The 19853-nt window shown below is 54.6% G+C and carries 18 protein-coding genes, 1 riboswitch and 1 other annotated feature; of the genes, 7 read left to right on the forward strand and 11 right to left on the reverse strand.

Annotation, left to right across the window (positions count from 1 at the left end):
• Positions 1–7: 7 nt before the first annotated feature.
• A complete protein-coding gene (locus D3P07_RS03755; RefSeq protein ID WP_119798729.1) occupies positions 8–2371 on the reverse strand; it encodes an endonuclease MutS2 in 2364 nt (787 codons plus the stop codon).
• 188 nt (positions 2372–2559) lie between these two features.
• Here D3P07_RS03755 and D3P07_RS03760 point away from each other — a divergent pair, with 188 nt between their 5' ends.
• From D3P07_RS03760 to D3P07_RS03770, 3 genes are all read left to right on the forward strand, one after another.
• Positions 2560–2916: a phage holin family protein gene (locus D3P07_RS03760; RefSeq protein WP_119798730.1), complete on the forward strand. Its 357-nt coding sequence runs from the start codon at positions 2560–2562 to the stop codon at positions 2914–2916.
• 211 nt (positions 2917–3127) lie between these two features.
• Complete coding sequence (locus D3P07_RS03765) at positions 3128–3526, forward strand: cupredoxin domain-containing protein (RefSeq protein WP_119798731.1); 399 nt, start codon at positions 3128–3130, stop codon at positions 3524–3526.
• Between the two features lie 182 nt (positions 3527–3708).
• Positions 3709–4389, forward strand: a complete 681-nt coding sequence (locus D3P07_RS03770) for an SDR family NAD(P)-dependent oxidoreductase (protein WP_119798732.1) — start codon at positions 3709–3711, stop codon at positions 4387–4389.
• 114 nt (positions 4390–4503) lie between these two features.
• On the opposite strand, the gene zapA is transcribed toward D3P07_RS03770, so the two are convergent.
• The 7 genes from zapA to D3P07_RS03800 form a co-directional block, all read right to left on the reverse strand.
• Positions 4504–7440, reverse strand: coding sequence for a cell division protein ZapA (gene zapA, locus D3P07_RS03775; protein ID WP_182914165.1), 2937 nt, complete (start codon positions 7438–7440; stop codon positions 4504–4506).
• 145 nt (positions 7441–7585) lie between these two features.
• Positions 7586–10027, reverse strand: coding sequence for a phenylalanine--tRNA ligase subunit beta (gene pheT, locus D3P07_RS03780; RefSeq protein WP_119798734.1), 2442 nt, complete (start codon positions 10025–10027; stop codon positions 7586–7588).
• A 26-nt stretch (positions 10028–10053) separates the two neighbouring features.
• Complete coding sequence (gene pheS / locus D3P07_RS03785) at positions 10054–11088, reverse strand: phenylalanine--tRNA ligase subunit alpha (RefSeq protein ID WP_119798978.1); 1035 nt, start codon at positions 11086–11088, stop codon at positions 10054–10056.
• Positions 11089–11158: 70 nt separating this feature from the next.
• Positions 11159–11408 (reverse strand) — a binding site (T-box leader).
• Between the two features lie 73 nt (positions 11409–11481).
• Positions 11482–11643 (reverse strand): hypothetical protein, encoded by a 162-nt coding sequence (locus D3P07_RS26850; RefSeq protein WP_182914166.1) that lies wholly within the window; start codon positions 11641–11643, stop codon positions 11482–11484.
• 91 nt (positions 11644–11734) lie between these two features.
• On the reverse strand, positions 11735–12433 hold the full coding sequence (locus D3P07_RS03790) for a response regulator (protein WP_119798735.1): 699 nt from the start codon (positions 12431–12433) through the stop codon (positions 11735–11737).
• On the reverse strand, positions 12430–13287 hold the full coding sequence (locus D3P07_RS03795) for a sensor histidine kinase (protein ID WP_119798736.1): 858 nt from the start codon (positions 13285–13287) through the stop codon (positions 12430–12432). The genes D3P07_RS03790 and D3P07_RS03795 overlap by 4 nt, the downstream gene beginning before the upstream one ends.
• A 20-nt stretch (positions 13288–13307) precedes the next feature.
• The gene (locus D3P07_RS03800) at positions 13308–14711 is read right to left on the reverse strand and encodes a copper resistance D family protein (protein ID WP_119798737.1); all 1404 of its coding nucleotides are present in this window, start codon (positions 14709–14711) and stop codon (positions 13308–13310) included.
• A 160-nt stretch (positions 14712–14871) separates the two neighbouring features.
• On the opposite strand from D3P07_RS03800, the gene D3P07_RS26855 reads away from it, so the two are divergent.
• Entirely contained in the window at positions 14872–15027 is a 156-nt protein-coding gene (locus D3P07_RS26855) for a hypothetical protein (RefSeq protein ID WP_182914167.1), read from the forward strand.
• 90 nt (positions 15028–15117) lie between these two features.
• Here the strand turns inward: D3P07_RS26855 and D3P07_RS03805 are convergent, their stop codons facing one another.
• Complete coding sequence (locus D3P07_RS03805) at positions 15118–15534, reverse strand: gamma-glutamylcyclotransferase family protein (RefSeq protein ID WP_259391327.1); 417 nt, start codon at positions 15532–15534, stop codon at positions 15118–15120.
• A gap of 146 nt (positions 15535–15680) precedes the next feature.
• Here D3P07_RS03805 and D3P07_RS03810 point away from each other — a divergent pair, with 146 nt between their 5' ends.
• The gene (locus tag D3P07_RS03810) at positions 15681–17060 is read left to right on the forward strand and encodes a Glu/Leu/Phe/Val family dehydrogenase (protein WP_119798738.1); all 1380 of its coding nucleotides are present in this window, start codon (positions 15681–15683) and stop codon (positions 17058–17060) included.
• A gap of 120 nt (positions 17061–17180) precedes the next feature.
• Positions 17181–17492, forward strand: coding sequence for a hypothetical protein (locus D3P07_RS03815; RefSeq protein ID WP_119798739.1), 312 nt, complete (start codon positions 17181–17183; stop codon positions 17490–17492).
• Between the two features lie 126 nt (positions 17493–17618).
• On the opposite strand, the gene D3P07_RS03820 is transcribed toward D3P07_RS03815, so the two are convergent.
• Positions 17619–18575 carry an aldolase catalytic domain-containing protein gene (locus D3P07_RS03820; RefSeq protein ID WP_119798740.1) on the reverse strand — a complete coding sequence of 319 codons (957 nt, stop codon included), beginning with the start codon at positions 18573–18575 and terminating at the stop codon, positions 17619–17621.
• 167 nt (positions 18576–18742) lie between these two features.
• Positions 18743–18923: riboswitch (cyclic di-AMP (ydaO/yuaA leader) on the forward strand.
• A gap of 4 nt (positions 18924–18927) precedes the next feature.
• Between D3P07_RS03820 and D3P07_RS03825 the strand changes: the two genes are divergently transcribed.
• Positions 18928–19368: a 5-formyltetrahydrofolate cyclo-ligase gene (locus tag D3P07_RS03825; RefSeq protein WP_119798741.1), complete on the forward strand. Its 441-nt coding sequence runs from the start codon at positions 18928–18930 to the stop codon at positions 19366–19368.
• 66 nt (positions 19369–19434) lie between these two features.
• Here D3P07_RS03825 and D3P07_RS03830 read toward each other — a convergent pair whose 3' ends face one another.
• Positions 19435–19851 carry a hypothetical protein gene (locus tag D3P07_RS03830; RefSeq protein WP_147384472.1) on the reverse strand — a complete coding sequence of 139 codons (417 nt, stop codon included), beginning with the start codon at positions 19849–19851 and terminating at the stop codon, positions 19435–19437.
• Between the last annotated feature and the right edge of the window lie 2 nt (positions 19852–19853).

Genomic DNA, 19853 nt, shown 5'->3' on the forward strand with positions numbered 1-19853 from the left:
GTCCCCCCTATTTCAATTCAGCAACGGTCACGCCAATGCCGCCTTCGCCGTAATTACCGTTGCGGAAGCTCTTCACATGCGAATGCCTGCGCAAATATTGCTGAATGCCCGTTCGAAGCACGCCTGTGCCCTTCCCATGAATAATATAAACTTGTCCGAAGCCCGAAAGGAAGGACTCATCGAGGAATCGGTCCACTTCCATAATAGCCTCCTCCAAATTCTCGCCTCTGAGGTCCAGCTCCATGCGGACATTATCGTCTCTTGTGCGCTTCAGGCTCGCTGCAGCTTTCGGCTGCACCGTCTTCTCCGGCGCCTTCGTCTTCACAAGCTCCATATCGTCCAAAGCTACTTTCATCTTCATAATGCCAAGCTGAACGGTAGCGTCTGTACCATGTATATCGACCACAAGCCCTTTCTGATTCAGGCTGTAGACCATAACCTCGTCGCCGGCTTCGATTTTTTGAGGCTTGCCCGCTGCATTGCCCTTGCGCTTCGCGCTAGGCTGCTCCGGCATCGCTTCGTCCAGCTTGCGGCGCGCTTCAATGAGCTTATGCTCCTTGACGGATGCGCCTTCCTCCATCGCCAGCTTGCGAAGCTCGGCAATGATCTCCTCCGCTTCCCGCTTCGCTTTGGCGACAGCTTCCCGCGCTTCCTCCTTGGCTTTCAGAAGCAGCTTCTCCTTCTGTTCCTCAAACCGCTGGCGATCTTCTTCATGCTTCGAGCGCAGCTTCTCCATCTGCAAGCGCAGCGATTCCGCCGTTTGACGCTCCGATTCAGCGCTAAGGCGGTTCTCTTCGAGCGATGCGATCATATTTTCGACCCGCAGGTCCTCCTCGCTCACCTCACCCCGCGCATGGTCAATTATGGAGCGCTGAAGTCCCAGCCGCTCCGCAATCGCAAAGGCGTTGCTTCGGCCCGGCACGCCGACAAGCAGCCGGTAAGTCGGGCTGAGCGATGCGATATCGAATTCCATACTGGCGTTAATGACGCCTTTGCGGTTGTATGCGTACGCCTTCAGCTCGCTGTAATGTGTCGTCGCCACAATACGGCTTCCGAGTGCGTGTACATGCTCCAATATCGCAATTGCAAGCGCAGAACCTTCTGCAGGGTCCGTACCTGCTCCAAGCTCGTCAAGCAGCACCAGGCTCTTGGACGTCATCGCGTTCAGAATGCGAATAATATTAGTCAGATGGCTGGAGAATGTACTAAGGCTCTGCTCGATGCTCTGCTCGTCACCAATATCGGCATAGATCGCATCGAATACGCACAGCTGGCTGCCTTCCTCCGCCGGGACGAACAGTCCCGACATCGCCATAAGGCTGAGCAGGCCGATCGTCTTCAGCGAGACGGTCTTGCCCCCCGTATTCGGCCCCGTTACGATAATAGCGGTAAATTGATTGCCCAGCTCCACATCCAGCGGAACGACTTTGCCGCGATCTATCAGCGGATGCCGACCCCGCTTCAGCTTCAGGAAGCCGCGGTCATTCATGCGAGGCTGTGACGCCTTCATCTCATGGGCAAGCCGAGCTTTGGCAAAGGCGAAGTCGAGCTGTCCAAGCAAATCGAGATTCACGAGCAGATCCTCCACATATTCCGCGGCATGCGCCGTCAGCTTCTGCAGGATCTTCTCAATCTCGCGCTGCTCCGCAGCCTTCATCTCGCGAAGTCGGTTGTTCATCGCCACAATCGCTTCCGGCTCGATGAACAAGGTTGCGCCAGAGCCTGACTGGTCATGGACCAAGCCGCCAAAGCTGGAGCGGTACTCTTGCTTCACCGGAATAACATACCGGTCGTTGCGCAGGGTAATAATGGCATCCTGAAGCATCTTCTGCACCGAGGAAGAGCGGATCATCCCTTCCAGCTTCTCACGGATGCGGGATTCTCCCGTTCGGAGCTCCCGGCGAATGGAAGCAAGCTCCGAGCTGGCGCTGTCCAGCACTTCCGCTTGCTCGTCGATACAGGCGAATATGGCATCCTCCAGCGACTTGTGCTCGCTGACGCCCTCTGACAACGCCTTCAGCATCGGAATCGGATGCTCCTCATGGATCATCTCAATATGCTTCTTCACCCTGCGCCCGCCGCGCGAAGTGGAGGCAATGTCAAGCAGCTCCTGCGGATTCAATGTGCCGCCGATACGCGCACGGTGAAGCGGAGCGCTAATGTCGGCTACACCGCCGAACGGAGCGCTGCCCTTCAAACGGTCTGCAGCATAGGCTTCGTCAGTCGCCTGCAGCAGCAGCTTCACATCCTCCAGCTCTGTCACGGGCTGAAGACGTGCTGTTACCGTTTTCCCCAGCGAGGTGCTGGCATGAGCGGTCAATCTATTTATAATTTTTGGATATTCCAATGTGGTCAATATTTTGGCGTCCAACTTTTAACACTCCTCTCGCCCTTATATTATAGCCGAAGCTGTTTGCCGATGCACGAGGAGAGGATGGTTTAGATTAATTCGTACCATACATAATCCTTGCACCCTTGGCAACACTATAGATTGAACCCACAAGAACCATTATCGGCTATTCCAGCTTCCCACACACATTTGATTAGGAGGAATTAGATATGACCTTTCTTGGACATGTGGTCCGTTTTATCGTCTCGGCGCTCGTCTTGATGGTGGTCGGCTTTATCGTGCCGCAATTCAGCGTCGGCGGATTCTGGAGCGCATTCTTCCTGGCTCTGGTTATCGCTGCTCTAGGTTGGATCATTGAAGGCATATTCGGCAAAAAAGTGACGCCGTTCGGACGCGGCATCGTCGGCTTCCTGGCCAGCGCAGCGGTCATCTGGATCGCTCAGTTCGTTGTCGGAGGCGTAACCGTAACTTGGCTTGGAGCCATCCTGGCTGCACTGGTCATCGGGATTATCGACCTGTTCATTCCTGTCAGCACTCCGTATGAGGCGGGTAAACGGCACGATTAATCTAACAATCCGCTTCTCCATAGGCAAGCCCCCGCCTGTTGCGTCAGCAGGCAGGGGCTTTTTTTCATGAAATCATACTTTGTTCAACACAAGTTCATCACTTTGTCATAGTGTTGTCACTACAGCGGCTTTAAACGCCCAACATTTAGGTTAAAATGAAGGAGAATCTGATACTAACAAAACCTGATAAAGACGTTGGAAGGGGAACTTAATGATGAAAAAATGGCTTGTATTCGCATCTATGCTCGCACTCGCACTCGTTATTGCGGCTTGCGGCGCCAACTCCGATAATAGCAAAGAAACAACAGGCTCAGTTAGCAATGACTCCGGCAATGAAGCTTCGGCCTCCGATTCCGAAGTGGTCATTACCGCCAAGGACTGGGAGTTCGACCAGAAAGAATACCGTATCAAAGCAGGCGAGACCGTTGATCTTACACTCAAATCGGCTGGCGGCGTACATGGCGTGAGCATCCTAAAAACCGATTACAATATCGGTAACAAAAAGACGGTAGCTGTTAAATTTGACGCTCCAGGCACCTACGATATGATCTGCAACGTTCCTTGCGGTGGCGGACATGGCCAGATGAAAGCCAAGCTTATTGTAGAGTAGCATGGAAGCCTCAGGAAGCCCGCGATCTGTTCATACGAACAGATCGCGGGCCTTTTTTTGATAGCAGAATGCGATTTTGGCTCACTCCTTTTTCCAATCAAACGCACCTGAAGGAGCCCTTCCAATGGCAAGCCTGCTCTGATAAGATAAATGCACAACACCTCGCGAATGGAGGAATGCAAATGGGAGTATTGGAAGAACGTGTCGCCATTATAAGCGGTGCCGGCAGCGGCCTCGGCCGGGCGTCCGCGATTGCTTTCGCTGACGCTGGAGCGAGAGTTGTTCTTCTGGGCAGGCGAGTTGACAAGCTGGAAGAGACCTCCTCGGTTCTGGCCGAGCGGACTGGGACGCCTGCGCTGGTCCTTGGCGCCGACGTCACTGATGAGAAGCAGCTCGAAGAAGCGGTAGATGCTGTCCTGCAGCGATGGGAGCGCATCGATGTGCTGGTTAATAATGCCGCAGTGCTGGAGCAGGGCTCCGTCCTTGAGCTGACCTCCGAGGAATGGCAAAACCAAATTGCCACCAACTTGACCGGTCCCTTCCTGCTGACCAAGGCTGTGCTGCCTGCCATGAGGAAACAGCAATATGGTCGAATCATTAATATTACATCCAGCCTGTCTCGTAATGGTGCGGGAGGCTTCGCTGCCTACAGCGCGGCCAAAGCAGGTCTGGAATCGCTGACCCGCACGGTAGCGGACGAAGAGCATGAGCATGGCATCCTCGTCAATCTATACAACCCTGGCACACTTCGCACCGAGATGCACGCTACAGGCAAAGATCCGGCTCTTGTCACGCCGGATATCGTGCGGCTGGCCAGCCTGTCCTTTGGCGGACCTACCGGTACGATACATTCTTACGGATAGTGGTCAAGATACAACAAGCCTCCGGGCCCTCATTGTTTGAGGAACCGGAGGCTTCTGTATGCATAGGGCGGCAAGCCCCGTTCATTGGGAATTTGATTAAGCCGGTTACGCTTGCTAGCTCTGTTCGATCAGCTCGATCCATTCATTAAACTCCGTCTGAAGCTTGGAGTATTCAATCTTCAGCTTATGATGCTCATTCTTGAGCGCCTCATATTCCTTGGCGGTCTGTGATGTCTGTCTCGCCGCTTCATCCCGCTCATCCTGCAAATCGGCGATTTGATCCTCCCACTGATCCTGGCTGCTCGATGCGGAAGCCGCCTCACGAATAGCCAGCTCCATCTGCTCACGCAAGCTCTCTTCCTTCAGCTCCAGCTCTTCTTTCAAGCGTTGGGCTTGCTTGACTTCTCTTTCGAGCTCATCCACTCGCTCCTGCTGCTCCTCCAGTTGACGGCTGAGCTGCTCCTGCCGTTCGATCGACGATTCCAACTGGCTGGAGGCGATACGCTCGCGAGCTGCCGTAAACTCCAGCTGCTGAAGCAGTTCCTGCTCTGTGGCAAGCTGGTCGTCCAGCTTCTCCTGCAGCTTCTGCAGGGCTGAGAGCTGATCCGCTTCCTGCTTCGCTTTAAGCGATGCCTCGGTTTGCCTGTGCTGCTCAAGCTGTCTCAGCAGCTCTTGCTCCGCAGCCTCCAGCCGCTCGGCCTTAGCAGCTTGCTCATGTACAGCCGCTTCCTGCGCCTGAAGCTTGGCCGACAGCTCGCTGACTGTGTTCTCCCGATCCTCAAGCTTCGCAGTCAGTTCGCTTGCCCGCTTTTTCTGCTCCTCATCCCGTGAGGACAGTTCATCCGTTTGCTCCTTCTGCCGAGCAAGCTTAACGGTCAACTCGGCTTCCGCCTTCTCCTTCTCCACGAGCTTGGCGGACAGCTCTTTAGCCGCGCTTTCCTTCTCGGACAGCTTGGCGGACAATTCATCCTCGAGCAGTTGAAGCAGCTCCAGCTGCTCTTGCATCTCGCGAATAACAGCTTGATGCTGCGTCTCCAGCTTCTCGTTCATTTCATCCTGTTCCCGCTGCTGAAGCTCAAGCTGTCTCTTCAGCTTGCCTTCCGAAGCTTCGCGCTCCTCCAGCATAGCGGCAAGCAGTTGCGATTCATCCCGCTCCGCTTTTAACTGCTCTGCCAGTTCTTTCGCTTCCTTCTTCGCCGAATCCAGCTGCGATGCCAGCTCCTGCGATTCCTGCTGCGTCGAATTCAGCTTCGATGCTAGCTCCTTTGCTTCCTTATGTGAGGCGTCCAGTTTTGATGCCAGTTCCTGCGCCTCCTGCTGCGCCAAATCCAGCCTGGACTTCAGTTCCTGCGCTTCAATCTGCCCCAGCTCCAGCAAAACGGTGAACTCCTCGGTTTCCTTCCGCTGCTGCTCCAGCTTGGACGCCAGCGTCTGTGCCTCGCCTCGATTAGCTTCCAACTCGCTTTGAAGCTCGGCTTCAACAGCTTGCCACTGTGTCCATTTTGCTTGCCATTCGCGCTCAGCCGCCTCGCTGCTAGCCAGCTTCGCTTCCCATTCCTGCTCGGACGTCCGATATTGCTCCAGCTGCTCGGCAAGCTCCAGCTCTCTGTAGCCCAGTTTATCCAATTGCTCCCGTAAAGCCCGCTCCGCTTCCTCGGCGGTCGCTACACGCTTGCGGAGTCCGTCCAACTGCTGCTCAAGCTCTCCTGCGCGTGCCTGATAATCATTCGCCAGCTGCTGCTTCAGCTCTTCCTGGCTTGCAGCCCACCGTTTGCGTTCTTCCGCGAATTCGCTTGCTTGGTCCGCTGCTTCGTCCAATTGTTCGGTGTATGCCAGCTGCTCCTGCTCCAACTGAGCCATCGTGGACCGCAGCGCTTCCTCTTGCTCCATCGCTTGCGAGAGCTGTTCGTCCGCGATCGCGATCCGGTTCTCGTAAGCCGCTTTCTCCGCTTCTAGAACCTGCTGCAATTCCGCCAATTGAGCCTGCAGCCTGCTGCGCTCCTCCAGCCAGCCGGTTCTGCGGCGCTCCAGATCTTCCTTCGCAGCTTGCTCCTGCTTCGAGAGCTCCGCCTGATGGAAGGCCAGCAGGCCATCCTTCTCCGCTGTATGCCCCGCGGCAAGCTTCTCCTTCTCCGTGCGCTGAGCCGCTGCCAGCTGCTGCTTGTCCTTCTCGAATCCATCCTGGAGCTGCTTCTTAGACGCTTCATATTCCGCTTGCAGCTTCGCTCTCTCTGACTGAAGCTCATCCAGCTTAGCCTTCAAGGTCTGCAGCTCTTCTTGCAGCAGCTCCTTCTCGATCCGATAGTCATTAAGAAGCTTGGCGTTCTCCGACTGGAGTTCCTCACGCAGTTTCTCCTGTTCAGACTTATGCGCCGCAAGCAGCGCTTCCCGCTCCGCCGCGCCGGCTTCCAGCAGACGGTCGCGTTCGCCGGTCAGCTCTGCGACTACGCGCTCCTTCTCTTGACCAAGCTTGGCTAGCTCTGTCTCCAGCTTGCCCTTTAGCAGCACCAGCTCTGTCTTCTTCTCCATCGCGAGCGCTTCCTTGATCCGCTCGATCTCATCCTCATGCTCCCGCATCAACCGGATCAACCGCTCTTCGCCAGCTTTAATCAACTCGTCAGCTGACGCCTGTGCCGCCAGCTTCTGCTCTTCGGCCAAAGCCAGCAACTCTTCGAGCTGCTTCTCTGAATCCGCCTTCAGCTTGCGGATCAGCTCTTCATTCGCCTGCTTGCTTCTCTCGAGCGTTGCTTCCAATTCCCCGTTGCGATGCTTCTCCCACTCCAGCTGCTGCCGGGTTTCGATCGCACGGTTTTCCTCCTCCTGCAAGCGAGCATTATCGCGACGGAGCCGGAATACGTCCTCCGTTGTCTGCATCGCGACCAATACCGCGAGCTTTTGCATGTCGAGCCGAGGGTTCGTCTTCGCCAGCTTCTTCATGTTCTCATCGATAGAACTGGCTACTCTTTTCATATATTCGATATTGGAATGACCCTTGATTTTGTATTGAATACCATATATGTCAACGGTTACAACAGTTTGTTCACCATCCATGAAGTCATATCCCCCTATCATCCAAATCACGTTGTTGCCACGTCGATTGCCGATTAAAAACCTCCGGATTCCACCTCTGCCGGTATAAAAAGCCGCATCGACGTTCACTAGGAACTAATTCGATGCGGCTTTGGATGTTTCCTGCCTACTTACGTAATTCTGCTCCAAAAGATTGTTCCAAATTCTGGACGACCTGACTATGCAGCGAAGTCACTTCTTCATCTGTCAATGTACGTTCCGCATGGCGGTAAACCAGCGACAACGCAACGCTCTTCTTGCCTGCTCCGAGCCGCTCGCCCGTATAGACGTCGAATACGCGGACGGATTCCAGCAGCTCGCCGGCCGTACGCCATGCCTTGGCTGTCAAGCTGCCTGCCGCTACTTCGGTATCCACAACTACGGCAATATCCCGCTCGATCGCCGGATACTTCGGCAGCGTCTTGTATTCAATCTCGAAGCTCGCTTCTTCATAAAGCACATCCAGCCCAAGCTCGATCAGATACGTATCCGCCAGCTCCCACTCGACTTGCAGCGCGGGATGCAGCTGACCGACATAGCCGATCACGGATGGTCCTGCCGGCGTCTCCAGTGTAATGGAAGCCGTTCTGCCCGGATGGAAGTGAGGAGGCTGCGCGGGAGCATAGCTGATCTTATCCGTCAGACCAAGCACCCCTGCGATAGTCTCGACGATGCCCTTCGCATCATAGAAGTCATAGGCGAGCGCCTTGCTGTTCCAGGCGGAAGACGTACGGTTGCCGGTCAGCAGCGCCGCAAAGCGGTGCTTCTCCTGCGGCAATCTTGTAAGGTGTTCTTCATCCGTATGGAAGACGCTGCCGATCTCGAACAGGGCAGCAGACTCGTTTTTGCGATTGCGGTTATAGACCGCTGTCTCTGCCAGTTGGGCTAGCAGCGCTGTGCGAAGCACGCTGCGCTCCTCGCTCATCGGCATAGCCAAGCGCACTGGCTTTGCTTCCTCCGTCAGCGACGGGAACAGCTCTGTTCTTGCCGGACTTGTGAAGGAATAATTGATCACTTCATGCAAGCCGGAATCCGTCAAGCGCTTGCGCAGCTCGCGGCGGATTGCCTGCGGCTTCGTCAAGGAGCCTTGAATGACGTCTCCATGAATAAGCGTAGTCGGAATATTGTCATAGCCGTGCAGACGGGCTACTTCTTCGATCAAGTCCACATCACGTGTAATTTCGGCGCGGCGGGTAGGCACTTCGACATGGAATTCATCCTGTGCGCCCACCTCATAAGGAAATTGGAGGCGTCCGAATATGGTGCGAACCTCAAGGCTCGACAGCTCCGTACCCAAGTAACCGTTGATCTTTTGAAGCGAAACGGATATTTTGCTCGGCTCGACAGGCTGGGAGACGGACTCTACAATGCCGTCGGTCACCAGACCGTCGGCCAGCTCGGCAATTAGCGCAGCCGCGCGGTTAAGTGCAGGAATGACGCGCGACGGGTCCACTTCCTTCTCAAAGCGGACGCTTGATTCCGAACGAAGGCCAAGCTGACGTGACGTCTTGCGCACTGTGCCGCCGTCGAAACGTGCGGATTCCAGGATAATATTGACCGTGCTCTCTGTTACTTCGGAGTTCGCGCCGCCCATTACGCCGGCAAGAGCAATCGGCTCGTTGCCGTCTGTAATGACCAGCATATGCGGCTCCAGGCGGCGCTCCTGATCATCCAGCGTAAGCATCGTCTCGCCGTCTTTCGCCATGCGGACCACAATACGGCCGCCCGAAACGCGGTCAGCGTCGAATGCGTGTAGCGGCTGGCCGTACTCAAGCATCACAAAGTTGGTTACGTCAACGACGTTGCTGATCGGGCGAATGCCTGCCGCCATCAGGCGATTTTGCAGCCATTGCGGAGACGGACCAATCTTTACGTCCTTAATATAGCGCGCAGAATAATGAGGGCATTGCTCCGTTGCGGTCACTTCAACGCTCACAAGACCTTCCGTCTTCAGGGAAGCGTCGTGCACCGACCCGCTAGGCAGCTTCACCTCACGTCCAGTCAGTGCGCCTACTTCGTAAGCTACGCCAAGCATGCTGAGGCAATCGGAGCGGTTCGGCGTCAGGTCCAGCTCAAGCACCTCATCGTCAATGCCAAGCACAGCGCTGATCGGCGTTCCGATCGACGTAGCGGCAGGCAGCACAAGAATGCCTTCCTGCTGATCCTTCGGCAATAGCTTGTCGTTCAGACCCAGCTCCTTGGCGGAGCAGATCATGCCTTGCGACTCGACGCCACGCAGCTTCGCGCGCTTGATCTTGAAGTCGCCAGGCAGCACGGCGCCGATGACCGCTACTGGAACTTTTTGTCCCGCATCCACATTTTTGGCGCCGCATACGATTTGCAGCTCCTCGCCTGTGCCGACATCCACCTTGCAGACGTTCAGCTTGTCGGCATCGGGATGCTTCTCCTTCGATTTGACATAGCCGACTACGACGCCGGATACGCCTTTGTTGCGTGATTCCACAACGTCGATCTCAATGCCGCCGCGCGTCATGCGCTCCGCAAGCTCCTCCGCTGTCAATCCGTCAAGCTCGATATATTCATTCAACCATTGGTAGGATACATTCATCTTCTCTCGTCCCTTCTATTCTATCGTCACATTCTGGCGAACTGGCCAAGGAATCGCAGATCGTTCGTGTAGAAATGGCGAATATCGTCAATGCCGTATTTCAATAGCGCGATACGCTCAATGCCCATTCCGAACGCGAAGCCTGTCACTTCCTCCGGATCATATCCGCCCTTCTCCAGAACATAAGGGTGAACCATGCCGCAGCCCAATATCTCCAGCCAGCCTGTGCCTTTGCACATCCGGCAGCCATGGCCTCCGCATTGCACGCAGGTCACGTCCACCTCGGCACTTGGCTCTGTGAACGGAAAGAAGCTAGGACGCAGACGAATCTGGACCTGAGGTCCGAACATCTGCTGAACGAATTGCAGCAGCGTGCCTTTCAGATCGCTCATGCGCACGCCTTTGCCGACGACAAGGCCTTCCACTTGATTGAATTGGAACGAATGCGTCGCGTCGTCATCGTCTCTGCGATATACTTTGCCCGGGCAAATGACCTTAACCGGTGTCATGCCTTCCTTCGCTTCCATCGCCCGGATCTGTACAGGAGATGTCTGCGTGCGCATCAGAATGTCATCCGTAATATAGAAGGAGTCCTGCATATCGCGGGCTGGATGGTTCTTCGGCAGATTAAGCGCCTCGAAGTTGTAGTAGTCCATCTCCACTTCCGGTCCCTCTGCTACGGAGTAGCCCAGACCAATGAAGATGTCCTCGATCTCCTGCGCCACCTTGTTCAGCGGATGAACCGAGCCTGTTGGCAGCGGCTTTCCCGGAAGCGTCACATCGATCGTCTCCGCCATCAGGCGGTTGTTCGTCTCCGCTTCCTGGAAAGCGGCAGCCTTCTCTTCAATCACGCTCTCGATTGCCGAGCGCACGTCGTTCGCCACTTGTCCGATAACGGGACGCTCCTCTGCGCTAAGTCCGCCCATGCCGCGCAATATTTCTGTCAATGCGCCTTTTTTGCCCAAATATTTGACCCTCAGGTCATTCAGCGCCGCCGGCGTCTCAACGCCCTGCAGCTCCTGCAGCGCCTCGGCGCGCAGCTCCTCCAGTCTTGCCTTCACATTCATCGCCCCCTAATAGTGTCGCCCGGCCACTCGCTGCCGGAGCCCATAAAAAAAGGCCCTTCCTCCCCGAAGGGACGGAAGAACCGTGGTACCACCCTAATTCGAACGGCGCAGCCAGACTGGCGCGCTATTCCTCTAGACCCTGTAACGGCGGGACCCGTGCGTTCCTACTTGGGATGCGGCAAAGGCCTGGTCCGGTTCAGACGCATGCTCAGGAGCGAACTTCAGCAGCCTGGATTTCGCAAGAACGCTCTCAATCTTCGGCGTTCTCTCCCTGTACGAAGGCACTGCTTACTTTTCTCCGTCATCGCTTGTTCGTATGCAAAACATTACTGTTTATTATATTCAAAGTTAGCGTCCGATGCAACCGATGTTCTTGAGCGTTCTTGATTATTTATTGCTTTTCTTCGAGGCAATCCAAAAGGCGAATATGACAAGCGGAATCAAAATGAACCAAGGAATGCGAATCGTGCCCCCAAATATAAACGCAAGCACGAAGAGTACGATAATCCCGACAATGATATACAGGCATCCCCGCCCGAACGTTTCCATGCGATCCTCTCCTTCTCCTAATTGACCGTCGTCGCCCTTCATACAGATTTTATAACCAAATCCATAACGTGTAAATCCTCAGGAGATGGAGCTACCCCCGCAGCAAGCCTTGCTCCATGGCATATCTCGTCAGTTGAACCCGGTTCTCCAGATGCAGCTTCTGCAAAATGTTTTTCAGATGGTTTTTGACCGTATGCTCCGACAAACTCAGCGCAGCAGCGATCTCTCTGTTAGAAGCGCCTGTCGCCACCCGCTGCAGGACTTCGTGCTCGCGCCCGGATAACGGGGTGAGCGGGAATGCGCTGCTATGTTGATATTCGGCAGTTTCATTGCCTGCCATTCCGACGGAAGCTCCCGCCGAGAACTCCTGAAGAAGACGAAACGCCAGCTCCTTCGACATCGGGGCTTCGTCCACCGCGATCTCGCGCAAATATTGCAGCCATGCCGACGGATCCAGATTTTTGAGCAAATAGCCTTGCGCCCCTCGCTTAATTGCTTCGAACAGATGTGTAATATCGTCAGATACCGTAACCATAATAATCTTGATCGATGGCAGCAGCAGCTTGAGCCTATAGGTCGCCTCCAGTCCGCCCATGCCCGGCATCCGTATATCCATCAGCACAAGATCAGGCTTCAAATCAGAGGCAAGCGCAATCGCCTCTTCTCCGCTGGACGCCTCGCCCACCGCTTCGAACAAGTCATCGCCTAACAATATTTCGCGAATGCCTTCCCTGCCATGGGGGTGGTCGTCCACGATCAGCACCTTGACTTTTCCCGATCTTCCGTTCATGATTTTGCGCCTCCTCCCGTTATTTCAATTCGTATGCCGCCAAGCCCGCTTGAGCCTATTCCCAGCTTCCAGCCCATTGCCTTTGCCCGCTCCCGCATCATTCTAATGCCGTATTTGCCCAACTCCTGCAGCTCATCATCGGATGCGCCTTTGCCATTATCCTCAATTACGCAGCTGAATGCCGGTACGGGCACATTAAGCGCGCCGTGATGCTCAGCTTGAATGCTGACAACCGTAGCCCCCGCGTGCTTCTGCACATTCATCAGCGCTTCCCGAAGAATGGCCAGCAGCTCCACCTTCTGCCTGTTCGTAAGCAGCCCGTCGTACAGCTTGGAATCCACCGTCACGGCAATGCCTTGCCCTTGCTCCAGCTCTGAGGCCAGCTGATGAATGCCTTGCAGCCAGGTAGAATCCGCCGGCTGCGGCGCATTTTGCAGATTGGATATCGACTGCCTGACATCCTCGTACACATGGCGGACCGTATGACGCACGCCCTCCATCGCTTTCGAGGCATCCGCCTCCGACTGGGCGCGATCAAGCTTGTCCAGCTTCACCGACAGCATGAACAGGGACTGCGAGATGCCGTCATGCAGTTCCCTGGCGAGCTGCTCCCGTTCTTCGAACGCGGCTTTTACCACTTGCTGCCGTTTCAGCGAATCCTGCATCGCCTCCAGCTTGGCGAACAAGCGGCGGACGAGCGTCAGCGTAATGAGGAAGACGAAGATTGGAGCCAGCCAGTTTCCTAATTCCATCGAAACGTACGGCAGGAGAAAAGCGTGACGGACATATTCCCATAACCCGATCACAACGGTAGGGATCCATAGAATGAGCCATTTCAACCATCTGTAGGACAACGCTGCTCCTCCTCTTCACATTAATGGGTGGCAAAAGGGAACTCTCTCTCCAGCGTCTCCCCGGAGGCTTGCGTAATGGTAATGACAGCCGTCCAATTCCCCGGTCTCGGCAGGACAACCCCTTCCGCTCTGAAGCGGTATTCGTTGAACCCCGGGAAAGCGATGCCGCCTTCCGTTTCGGACCGCTCTAGCGTCACCTCAATGGCTGGCTTATTCTCATAACGAAGGGACAAAGCCACCGTTTGGGGCTCCCCGGCATCCTCCGGCAGCCATACGGTGAGTGAAGCGTCGTTCGGTCCCGGTGCATTCGGCGATACTTTCAGCGTATAATGCAGATTCTCGCCCATCTGGTGATGATTAAGCGGCTTCCCGTCCGGCATGGGGCTGATAGCTGTAAAGATAGCTGCAATCCCGATGATCAAGGCCATCAGCAGCCCATCCAGCTTAAGCCATACCCCGCGCGGCAGCTCGCGCCGCTTGGCGCGGTATCTCAGTACCGCTCCCACAGCGGCGACGCCAATGACCAGACTGGTTTTCGCGAGCAGCCATAAGCCCCAATCGGTATAGAGCAAGTAGAGCCAGCTTGGAATCAGTGTCCATGTCATCACTACTCCGCTTAACGTAAGAATGACGATCGCGAGCCATGCCACGGAGGAGAAGCGCTCCGCAAATCTTCCCGCTTCTTTCCGATCCACCCTCCAGAATAGCAGCAGCAGTATAACCCCCCCTGCCCAAAGTGCCGCACATGCAAGATGAACGAAGTCGGACAGAATAGAGAGCGTTGCCTGCTCGGAGGCGGCTGCATGTCCGCCGAAGCTCTCAGTCGCAAGCAGCAGTAGCGCCCATGCCGCCTTGCCGACATCGGGAAGCTTGACAGCCGCAGTACCAAGAAGCGATAACACGATCAACGCCAGCCATAACTGGCCGGAAGCTGTCTCTGTAAAGACCCGCAGCCAGAGGTCTCCTCCGCCGCCAAGCTCTCGAACGACCCGGGCAGCCTGCATAAAGACGTAGAGGATTGAGACTGCCAGCAGCGTCTTCACCGCCGTCCCGCTCCACTTATCCAGCCATCTCCGCTGTACGGCGCCCCTGTCGCCCTGCGGGATCATGAGTCTAAGCAGCATCATTCCAGCGGCGAACAACAGTGCCATATAATAAACGATTCTTACCGCGTACATCACGCCAGCTTCTATGTTCTCTTTCAACAACGCGCTATCCGATCCGGCAGTGCCCTGCTGCGCATGCTCATGCGCGGCGATCAACAAGCCTGGCCCCTCCGCATGTGCGGAAGGACTCGCGTACAATGCCAAGCAACCTAGCCATACAAGCAGGAGCAATGCACAGGCTCCCGTTTTTGCTGCTATTCCTGTCATCCAGGTATGAACGTCTTTTCGGGTATGAGATGAATTTGGCGTCAACGACATGCTTCCACATCCTTCTTTCCTCTTTCGACTCCAGTTTACTAGACAAGGGACAAAAGAACAATTGATCTCCGCCGCGCTAGAAAACGGGAAAAAGCGTATAAGGACAGGCTTCTTCGCTCATTCTGTTAAAAGTAGACCTGTGAAAAGGATGTGAACATTGATGATGGATCGAAACTTCCATGTGGCCCAATTGGACAATCTTCCTGATGCGCTTAACGCAATCAGACAATTGGAGGAACAGCTAAGCGACCAAAGCGGGGAAGACATCGCGCTAGTTGCGTTTGCATCTGAAGAAGATCAACATACCAAGGACTGATCCTGCAAGGCAATGCCCGTACATTCGGTTGCTTTCGGCAAAAAGGCATCCCGGCCGCGTATGCATGCTTCTCGCTGGCCTGGATGCCTTTTATATGTTTCTGTGCTTATCCGCTCTTACGCCCGCATAATCCGGCCAGTACCTATCGGGTATGGCTGGGCAGCCCCGATCGGTATCCCATACATATACCCATCCCGCCAGACCGCGGGACTCCAGGTCGGATACCCATATGCGGTCGTATTCATTGCTCTCCTCGATGCCGTAAAAGTCCTCCAGCATATCCATGGCCGCCAGACCTTGCCGGTCCACCGTTATCCACTGCCCCCGTATCGAAGCTTGTCCATCCTTCGCCGCATGGTCGCGAACGGCGGCTGGATAAGGTCCGACATCTACGAGCCTCCCCGCAACGACGCCCGGCATATAGCTTCTTACATAATTGGATACTACATGATGATTGCTTTGACCCGGCAGCAAAGAACCGTAAATAAAAACGCGAATAACGGACACCGAGATCGCCTGCTTTCTGTTAAAAATGGACTGATGTTTCACGTCAGATTTTCTAACATTATGCCGCATTTTATTCACATGCGCAATATATGGTACAATCAGGCAGAGCACACATCATATGCTTACTACAAGGAGGTCGTATCCCTATGGCAAGTCAGACTGGAGCCATTGTACAACAATCCCTGAACGCGTTAATGGGAGATTCTTCTTTCCTACCCCTCGTGCAAGGACAACGACGGGAGCAAGCCTTTCAATCGTTGGCGGCAATTCTGTCGACACCTAACAAAGTACATAAGGCGTTCCTGCGCATTGCGCTGGAAGACGGCAATGTCGTGCGCATTCCTGCCTTCCGTATTCAGCACAATGATGCGCTTGGTCCTTACAAAGGCGGCATTCGGTTCCATGAATCCGTCAATGAAGACGAGGTAACGAATCTAGCGGCGCTTATGACACTCAAAAACGCGCTACATGAAGTTCCGTTCGGCGGAGGCAAAGGCGGCATTGTGATCAATCCGCGCAGCTTCTCCGAGAAGGAGCTGTATCAGATCTGTAAAAAGTACGTCCAGTATTTCAGCGATATACTGGGGCCTGATAAAGATATTCCGGCGCCGGATATGGGTACGGGCGAGCGGGAAATGGACTGGATGATGGCGGAATACAAAAGCATTCATCCCGGTTCCCCTTACCTGGGCAGCTTCACCGGCAAAAGCCTGATCAGCGGCGGCTCGCTCGGCCGCAGAGAAGCGACGGGCAAAGGCGTATACTTCACATTCCGTTATATGATGCACGACTTCATCCGCGACAATATCGGCTGGCTCGCTGGCAGCTCGAACCCATTCGCCAAGACTGCGCTTGCCTACGCGAACAAGCCGATGTCCATTGCTGTACAGGGCTTCGGCAATGTCGGCTCCGTGACGGCGATGGAAGCTTACAAATGCTCCGATATCCGTGGCAAAGTCGTCGCTGTCAGCGATCGCAACGTGACGTTGTATAATGAGAACGGCCTCGATATTCCCGCGCTCGCGGAGTACGCAGCGGCGAACCGGGGCGATCTCCCGGCGACTGAAGACGCTTTGAAGGAAAGCGGCATCGCTGGAGAATTGCTGGACCGCGAAGCGGTGCTGTATTTGAATGTAGATGTCCTGTTCCTCGCAGCGCTTGAGGATCAGATCCACAGAGGCAACGTAAATGATGTGAAGGCCCATATTATTGTAGAAGGAGCCAATGCTCCGATTACGGGTGAAGCGGACGAAATCCTTACCTCGCAGGGCGCAATTATCGTGCCGGATATTTTGGCGAACGCCGGGGGCGTTATCGTCTCTTACTTCGAATGGCTGCAAGGCAGGGAGACGCAATTCTATTCGGAAGCGGAAGTGTACAGCCAGCTGTTCGCCAAGATGCAGAAGACGATGAACAGTATACTGCCTGCTTACTTCGGCGACCCGCTCTCGCTGCGGCAAAATTGCTTTGTCCATGCCGTTACCAAGCTCTCCTCCGTCTTGTACCGGCAAGGCAAACTGTATTAATGCAATCACAGGCGTCTTCCTTGTCAGCTTGCCCGGCCTGCTCGCCAGTAGCTGTGCTTGATTGAAGGCTGCGCCCCAGTAGTTCAATTCATGATGAAGCAACAGGAAGAGGCATGGAATATGGAAACAATCGAACTGATAGCATTGACCATCGGTTACGCGCAGCATTCATCCTACAAAGTCGCCTTTTCGAAGGCGATGCTTGTTATTGTCACCGATTACGGAGACAAGCTATGGTACATTGATGCGGATGGAGTAACCGACAAGGCACTCCTCTCCTGGTTCGGCCAAAACGAGGACATCCGTGTTCAGCTTACGGCTAAGGCCATAACAGGCGAAGAATATCAAGGCACCGCCTACTTTCACCCCAACGAGCCAAGCTCCGCCGCGGCGATTCGCGGTGATGGCGAGCTGTGCCGCATGAAGGTTTAAACGTTAGAGGAACAGGGCATATAAGGCTCGTCCAACCATAAAAAGGCGCTTGCCGTACGCATAAGAATGCGTAATCGGCAAGCGCCTTTGTTGGTAAAAACGATCGAGCGTTCATCAGATTCGGCGTTACTTGGAGATTTCCGGAGTGGTCAGTTGATCGTAGAAATCAACAGCCTTATCCTTGTTCTCGGATGAGCGAAGCGCCATTGCAGATCTTGGATGCTCATCCAGAATACCTGTGATCATGTAAGGGATGATGTAGCCCCACTCTTCCTTCTCACGAAGCGGAACCATGTATTTCTCGATCATGTCGAGAACTGGGCGAACATTGTATTTCGTATTTTGCAATTCCGATACAAGCAGTTCCGTGTTGCAGTTGCCTGCCGCGCGTCCCATGCCGTATACGGATGCATCAAGAAGCTCTACGCCTTTATTCGCCGCGATCAGCGTATTGGCGAATGCAAGTTGCAGGTTGTTGTGCGCGTGAACGCCCAGACGCTTGTTCGGCAGATGCTGCTGGAACTTATCCACCAGGTAGCCCACATCATCCGGCTTCAGGCTGCCATAGGAATCTACGATGTATACAACGTCAACAACGCTGTCGTTGATTTGCTTGAACGCTTCAACCAGCTGGTTCTCCATAACATTGGAGAGCGCCATAATGTTTAGCGTTGTCTCGTATCCGCGGTCGTGGAAAATTTGCACCAGCTCAAGAGCCTTGTCTACATCTTGGATGTAGCAAGCGACGCGAATCAGATCGAGCAGGCTCTCGCTGCGCGGCAAAATATCATTCTCGTCAACGCGGCCGATATCAACTAGCGCGGACAGCTTTGTGTTCCCTTTGTTCGGAATGACTTTGCGAAGGAAATCGTCGTTTAGGAAGCGCCAAGGACCTGCGCTATCTGCACCCTTCAACAGCTTCGGCGAGTTTTTGTAGCCGATCTCCATATAATCGACGCCAGCTTCGTTTAAGCTATTATAAAGGTGCTGTACAAACTCGACGCTGAAATCCCAGTTATTGACGAGTCCGCCGTCACGAATTGTACAATCGACAATTTTGCAATGACTAGTTTTCGAATGCATGCTTGCTGCTCCTTTGATTTGAACATGAGTTCACTTTTTATCTACCATCATACTTGAAATCTGACGGGAACGCAAAGTAATTATGTCGGTTTTTGGATATTTTGGACGTTTGGTTGTCCCGATAAGATATCATTTACAAATTGATATTTTAAAGTTAAAATATTATGTAAACATCAACGCTTAATTTTTCCGATCTGGAAAAAGCGGGGGAACCAACGTAAGCGCGACGCGGGCCGAAAGCCGGCCGCGGCCTTGCAAGGGGTGAGTCCGGGGATTTGTACCCCCGGTAGGGTCTACTCTCTAGCCCGAATCCGACAGCTAACCTCGTAAGCGGACAAAGGAGAGATGTCTTATGCTTTCTTTATCTTTGCAAGATTCCCCATTCCCTTCGGAACAACCCCTGCAGCTCAGCATTACCCGCGTGGAAGTATTCGTCATTCCGGCGCTAGCTATCGACTCGACAGGGTATCGCGTTTGTCTCCGCATTAGCAGCGACCTCGGCTACGGCTGGAACGAGCAATTCGTCAGCGACAGCGAGCCAAGTCTGCAACTCGACCGTTGGGGCCCGCTCTTCCGCAGCTTCATCGGCCGCTTCTCGATCGTTTCCTTGACCGAACGGCTCACCGATCGTATCGCGCATACCCTTAATCCCGATAACCGGGCTTATCGTCTATTTTCCGCCGCCATTTCACAGTTGCAGAATCCGGGCTCCGGACGCCCGATTTCATCGACTGAGCCTGCTGAAGAATCCGTTCTTCAACAGCGCGCCGTCGCTTATTTATCCGTAGATTAGCAGCATACGCTTGGATATGGGGATATCCTATGTCGGCCAGCCTGCCAAGGCAAGCCGCAACCAGCATCAAGCCCGTAGCCTTCCCACCCGGAATGCCCGGGCTTGTTTGCATTTTAGGCGAGCGGCTAGGAGGCGCTCGGGCAGGGCATGCAAGCCGAGTTTCGCGGATTGCAGATCGCTCGGCGGCGGCTTTCCGCTCTCTAAGCCGAGTTTCTCGGCTTGCAGCCCGTTCGGCGGCGGCTTTCCGCTCTCTAAGCCGAGTTTCGCGGATTGCAGATCGCTCGGCGGCGGCTTTCCGATCTCTAAGCCGAGTTTCTCGGCTTGCAGATCGCTCGACGGCGTCTTTCTGCTCTCTAAGCCGATTTTCGCGGCTTGCAGATCGCTCGGCGGCGGCTTTCCGCTCTCTAAGCCGAGTTTCTCGGCTTGCAGCCCGTTCGGCGGCGGCTTTCCGCTCTCTAAGTCGAGTTTCGCGGTTTGCAGCACAC

This window comes from Paenibacillus sp. 1011MAR3C5 (assembly GCF_003591485.1).
Taxonomy (GTDB): Bacteria; Bacillota; Bacilli; order Paenibacillales; family Paenibacillaceae; genus Pristimantibacillus.

Bases quoted from the DNA above. Each gene is read 5' to 3' on its own strand.
- D3P07_RS26850 (WP_182914166.1), bottom strand. From the start codon at position 11,643: ATGGAAACGTTCGGGCGGGGATGCCTGTATATCATTGTCGGGATTATC.
- D3P07_RS03765 (WP_119798731.1), top strand. From the start codon at position 3,128: ATGATGAAAAAATGGCTTGTATTCGCATCTATGCTCGCACTCGCACTC.
- D3P07_RS03825 (WP_119798741.1), top strand. From the start codon at position 18,928: ATGCTTTCTTTATCTTTGCAAGATTCCCCATTCCCTTCGGAACAACCC.
- D3P07_RS03760 (WP_119798730.1), top strand. From the start codon at position 2,560: ATGACCTTTCTTGGACATGTGGTCCGTTTTATCGTCTCGGCGCTCGTC.
- D3P07_RS03820 (WP_119798740.1), bottom strand. From the start codon at position 18,575: ATGCATTCGAAAACTAGTCATTGCAAAATTGTCGATTGTACAATTCGT.
- pheT (WP_119798734.1), bottom strand. From the start codon at position 10,027: ATGAATGTATCCTACCAATGGTTGAATGAATATATCGAGCTTGACGGA.
- zapA (WP_182914165.1), bottom strand. From the start codon at position 7,440: ATGGATGGTGAACAAACTGTTGTAACCGTTGACATATATGGTATTCAA.
- D3P07_RS03815 (WP_119798739.1), top strand. From the start codon at position 17,181: ATGGAAACAATCGAACTGATAGCATTGACCATCGGTTACGCGCAGCAT.
- D3P07_RS26855 (WP_182914167.1), top strand. From the start codon at position 14,872: ATGATGGATCGAAACTTCCATGTGGCCCAATTGGACAATCTTCCTGAT.
- D3P07_RS03790 (WP_119798735.1), bottom strand. From the start codon at position 12,433: ATGAACGGAAGATCGGGAAAAGTCAAGGTGCTGATCGTGGACGACCAC.
- D3P07_RS03800 (WP_119798737.1), bottom strand. From the start codon at position 14,711: ATGTCGTTGACGCCAAATTCATCTCATACCCGAAAAGACGTTCATACC.
- D3P07_RS03810 (WP_119798738.1), top strand. From the start codon at position 15,681: ATGGCAAGTCAGACTGGAGCCATTGTACAACAATCCCTGAACGCGTTA.
- D3P07_RS03770 (WP_119798732.1), top strand. From the start codon at position 3,709: ATGGGAGTATTGGAAGAACGTGTCGCCATTATAAGCGGTGCCGGCAGC.